This is a genomic window from Cobetia sp. QF-1 (genome assembly GCF_002213105.1).
Taxonomy (GTDB): Bacteria; Pseudomonadota; Gammaproteobacteria; order Pseudomonadales; family Halomonadaceae; genus Cobetia; species Cobetia crustatorum.
In genome coordinates this window covers 1-4,458 of the sequence record NZ_NBVS01000020.1, presented here as the reverse complement: position 1 = coordinate 4,458, position 4,458 = coordinate 1, and the positions used below count along the sequence as shown (strand labels likewise).

Genomic DNA, 4,458 nt, shown 5'->3' with positions numbered 1-4,458 from the left:
GCGCCGGACAGTCTGGCTGAACCCCGACCAGGAAGACCCGCTGGTTCAACAGGATCAGCGATTAGAAGCCGCCTGATTACAGGTTCCAACAAGCTTGACAGACATCGGGGGGGGCCAGGAGGTTATGATGCGTGTGAGGACGATCATATAAGTCGTCTCAATGTCACCACCGGCGGATGGTCATATCGCTCACGCAAAAGCGCTCCGCAAAGACCGTATCCAGGATGTTAGCAGGAGCGGCATGAATCTCGGCTCGGGCCTTGGGTGTGGTAGTCGCTTGCTTATGAAGCTTGATGTCCATCTCGATGCTCCTGAATGAACTGACGAAGAAGTCCTCTGGCAGCAATCAAAGGATAGCTTCTTCTCGTCAATTGAACATCCGAGACCCTACAACTAAGGGCGAAATAAGACTCTTCATAAACCTGTTGACGCTGCCGTAACTGGCTCATACGGTTTTGGCTTCTCATTATACTTGAATAGGATGTATCAAGCCGCGAGTTCGCCATCTATTACCATTAACCAAAGATTCGAACGGAACCCCGTTAGATAATTTCAAATCATCCGCATGATCAGTCACGATGATTTGCGGACTAAAGCCAATGTCTAATTCAAGATCATTACAATAAGTTGAGAGCCGGCTGAATAAATTTTCAACAGCTTTAATGTCTTCATCTATATGGCCAACATTAAGAGACTTACGCTGTTCTGTTTCTTGTGCTTTTTGCTCTTCAAAAGTTGCTGAGTTATCACGGTTAAAATTAGGGAAATACACCTGAGTCGGCTGATCCAAAAATAGTACTGAAGGAATAGCACACTTCTCACCTAACTCAGCGAAATACTTGTGCAATGCCAAAAACAAGGCTATGTGGCAGTAAAGCCAGTTTGCGCCACTGCCCATTGACCGTAGGTAGATTTTTTCTTTTTCAGGCGTCAAATGATAAAGATCAAATGTTTCGAATGAAAAATTGAGATTAATTGGCTTGTAGCTGGCTTCAAACTCAAAATGACTGCCAATTTCAGCCATATATTCGTTTACCTTAAATGACGCATGTTCCAAATTTTTTTTCACATCGTACTCATTAAGCGCATCAGCAATGTTCTTGAGCTGTTTTTTTAAATCTTTGATTTCCTTTTCAAGCTCGGCATCATTGGCCATATTTAGGGTATCAAGAAGCGCAAACAACCTTGCTTTTTGCATAATAATGCTTTCATACAAGCTCTTTTGTTCTGTTAACTGCTTGTTTACTTGCTCAATTTCCATTATTTGTTGATTTAATTCAGTCAGCGCTCTGCTTACAATCTCCGTAGAACGCTGCACTTCAATCAAAGAGGATTCAAACTTTGCTTTCATCGGACGAGCTTGAGTAAGGTTACCCGATACTTTAGTAATAGCTTTTTGAAGTTTCTCAGCACTTTGTCGTAAGTTGTCTTTTTCAGTATGGCAAAACGGGCATACTGTTGTAGAAATGTGGACATGCTTAGGCGAGCTAAGCTGCTTTACTTTATCAACAAATCGTTCTTCTTCTTGAACATGCTTATTAATCGACGCTGCTTGTCGCTGCAACTTTCGTAGCTCACCAGTTTTTTTATTACGTGCTAATTTCAACTGTTCGTAGCGTTGTGTCATAGCATCAGAATTATGATCTATTTTCTCAGAGACTATGATGACATCAAGTTGGTCTTTGGCATCTTGAGTGTGCCGAAGTACCTTGTCCAATGATAAGGGATCATCTTTAAACCCCATCAAGGCATATAATTGACTTAAAACAGGGGCAACTTTTTGTTTATAGCTGTCTGATGTACGCTTGTTGGTTTCTTTTTGGCGCTCTAAACGCCTTGTCTCTCCACTTAGCCGTTCTTTTTCTTGTGATAGGTGAAAAAACTTTTGATCGACAAGCCCTAAAAATATCTTTGTATGCTCAATAGCCTGATCTCGCTTTTCCTTCTCGTCGAACCGATAAAATAGTGCATGTTTATTAGCAACCAGGTTTTGATGCTGAAGCATAAACGAAGTAAAGCTACGAATAGATGGTGTAGGTGCTTTTTGTTTAAATCGGCGATTGGCTCTCGCAGCCAAAGATTCATCAACATCATCGATATCTAAGAAAAAGTCCCTTAAGTGCTTTTTAAATTCGCCCAGTGGACGAAAATAGCTGGCTTTAAAGTAGTCACGATCAAGTTCTGCAGTGTTAAATGTCTCAACACGACGAAAAAACGCTTTTGAAGCAAAATCAGGGTCACGCGCAATCACCATATTTTGTTCATTAACAGCTAGCGCAACATAGTAAATGACGGCACTGTTGGTAATCACACCTTTCGGAATGGTGTTTTCATCACTGCCAAAGCAGTAATCAAAAATTTCTATCAAGGCACTTTTACCGGTTGATGACTTGCCGGTAACAACATTAAGCCCAGCTTTAAAACTAACAGGGTGTTTGATCCCTTGATTATCAATTGCGCCAATTTCATGGATAATTGTTTTCATCGCGGCTTCACTCCTAATAATGCATAAATCTCGACTACTGAGTGACCAATGAATAAACGACCTAACTTTTCTGCACATTTTTGAGAGGTGAAGGTTGAGTCAACCCCATCACATTGCGCTAGGGATAGACGTTTCTCATTAACCGATAGCCAATCATTGATTAAGCAATATTGAATACATTGCTCTGTTAGGGCTTGAAATCCGTCAATTCTCTCTTGAAGGTCATAGAGTTTTGTCCTGTCATCAAAAATAGACCATACTGAGCTTCGCTTATTCGAGTTGAATAGCTTATTGCTGTAAATAGGATGGCTACACAGCGGGATAACCAGCTGCGCAAGCAACAAGTTATTTTCTGACTCATCCAAATGTGTATAAAACGAGGCTAGATATGGCCCATACTCAAAGGGGTTGTACTTTAATTCGTACAGAGCGTCGACAATACTGCTCATGGCTCAACCCTCCATTTCAAATCTCGCTCATCATCATCCATAGCGTCATGGATCAGGCCATTTTTGTACTCAATTGGCGGAATATTGTTACCTATATTCAATGGCTGTTCTTGCATGGTCTTGTTGTACAGCAACTTTGAGCTTTTAATTGCATCAGTTGCTTCAATTTGAGCACTTGAATGCGCCATTGTGTATTTCTTAACCAGTTGATTCTGATAAGTAATCGTTTTATCTTTGTATAAGGGATATTCATCAAGTTGCTCTAGAAGAGAGTTTTGCAGTTCTAGCCAGTTGCCTACCGCATCAGGGATCATTTCGTGATGTTCTATTTCAGCTATTTTTAGGACAAACAGTCGGTCTTGATGTCGTTCAACTTCTAGCCCGGATGCTTCATATCCTGAAAATAGGGGAAAAGTAAATTCCTTTTTACAAAGAAGTGCCGTTAAATCTTCACACTTCGCCGCAAAAGCCTGCTGATTAATGCTCCATGAATGCTGCGTTGCCTGCGCATATACAAAGCCAACTAAAGCATGAAGATAACTATTTAAGTTATTCTTGGGTATACCAACAGGTTTAGCCAGAATCTGCTTTTCTAACTCTTGCGCGTTATCAGTTTCGGTAAACAAGGTTACTTTGCCAAGTACACTTTTTAGCAAAGCCTCATCACAAGCCATCACGGCTTTTTGCAATTTTACTATGTCAGATGGTTTTTCAGCTTTAAGCTGCTCATCGGTGCGCTCAGCAAAAATCTTTTGTAGTATTTGTAAACGTTTCTCGACTGTTTGCGTATTCCAGTCTTTCAGCTGGGTAGTTGCACCAAAAGCCTGAGTGGTATGCAGCACCAAAACACCATAATGCGTATGGTCAAAATCTGTAGCCAACCAGTTCTTAAGGGTTTTCCACAGGTTTTCGTGATGGTCAGTAAGCGGAGCCGCATAATCTTTGACTTCGGTTTGAGTCGAAGCCAAGACATCTGGCGACATCAGACTTACATCACCGTCTTTTTCAAACCATACTGCTTGGCCTTCTTCTAGCGAAAAGCACTTATCTAGGCCAATCAGCACTTGGTAATGAAAGGCTAAGGCGGTTGTTAGCGCGGCATTTTTGGTTTGACCACCACTCATACCTTCCAGGTCCTTATATACTTTTATAAAAAATTATGAATGGGCGGATGCAGGCTCTGAGTGGACTATCAGCTCGAGAACAATGGCATCTAGCTCTTCCTAGCCGATCAGTGACAGATCCAGGGAAAACGCATGAAAGCTTTCAGACCGCGAGAATGTCAGCAAGATATGTCTCAACCAGTGCCGCTTTCTTCTGTTTCCGCCGAATTCCGCCTTTGAAAGATTTCTCTCCTTTCAGGTAATTCAGCGCAATATGCCGGACCCTGGCGAGGTTTTCCGCCGCCTGTCCGCGGTGGATTTTGCAGGCATCTTCACGAAGCGCCACATCCAAAGACCAGTGGAGCTTGGCCTCAATATGCCAGTGCTGCCGAGCTGCTTCGGCGAGCTTCTTGGCGGTCAA

4 protein-coding genes and 1 pseudogene are annotated in these 4,458 nt (G+C 42.2%); all 5 read right to left on the bottom strand.

Translation table 11 applies throughout. The features are described from left to right. Nucleotides 1-166: 166 nt before the first annotated feature. Nucleotides 167-301: pseudogene (locus CFN46_RS17520) on the bottom strand (IS481 family transposase); the annotation flags it as partial. A gap of 165 nt (nucleotides 302-466) precedes the next feature. Continuing rightward, nucleotides 467-2,485 (bottom strand): DUF3732 domain-containing protein, encoded by a 2,019-nt coding sequence (locus CFN46_RS17300; protein WP_088744281.1) that lies wholly within the window; start codon nucleotides 2,483-2,485, stop codon nucleotides 467-469. Beyond that, nucleotides 2,482-2,934: a three component ABC system middle component gene (locus tag CFN46_RS17295; RefSeq protein ID WP_088744280.1), complete on the bottom strand. Its 453-nt coding sequence runs from the start codon at nucleotides 2,932-2,934 to the stop codon at nucleotides 2,482-2,484. The genes CFN46_RS17300 and CFN46_RS17295 overlap by 4 nt, the downstream gene beginning before the upstream one ends. Then, on the bottom strand, nucleotides 2,931-4,058 hold the full coding sequence (locus CFN46_RS17290) for a hypothetical protein (protein ID WP_088744279.1): 1,128 nt from the start codon (nucleotides 4,056-4,058) through the stop codon (nucleotides 2,931-2,933). Before CFN46_RS17290 ends, CFN46_RS17295 begins: the two co-directional genes overlap by 4 nt. 142 nt (nucleotides 4,059-4,200) lie before the next feature. Beyond that, nucleotides 4,201-4,458 (bottom strand): ISAs1 family transposase (locus tag CFN46_RS17285; protein ID WP_141103689.1); only part of this gene is annotated, 258 nt, incomplete at its 5' end.

Bases quoted from the DNA above. Each gene is read 5' to 3' on its own strand.
- CFN46_RS17300 (WP_088744281.1), bottom strand. From the start codon at position 2,485: ATGAAAACAATTATCCATGAAATTGGCGCAATTGATAATCAAGGGATC.
- CFN46_RS17295 (WP_088744280.1), bottom strand. From the start codon at position 2,934: ATGAGCAGTATTGTCGACGCTCTGTACGAATTAAAGTACAACCCCTTT.
- CFN46_RS17290 (WP_088744279.1), bottom strand. From the start codon at position 4,058: ATGAGTGGTGGTCAAACCAAAAATGCCGCGCTAACAACCGCCTTAGCC.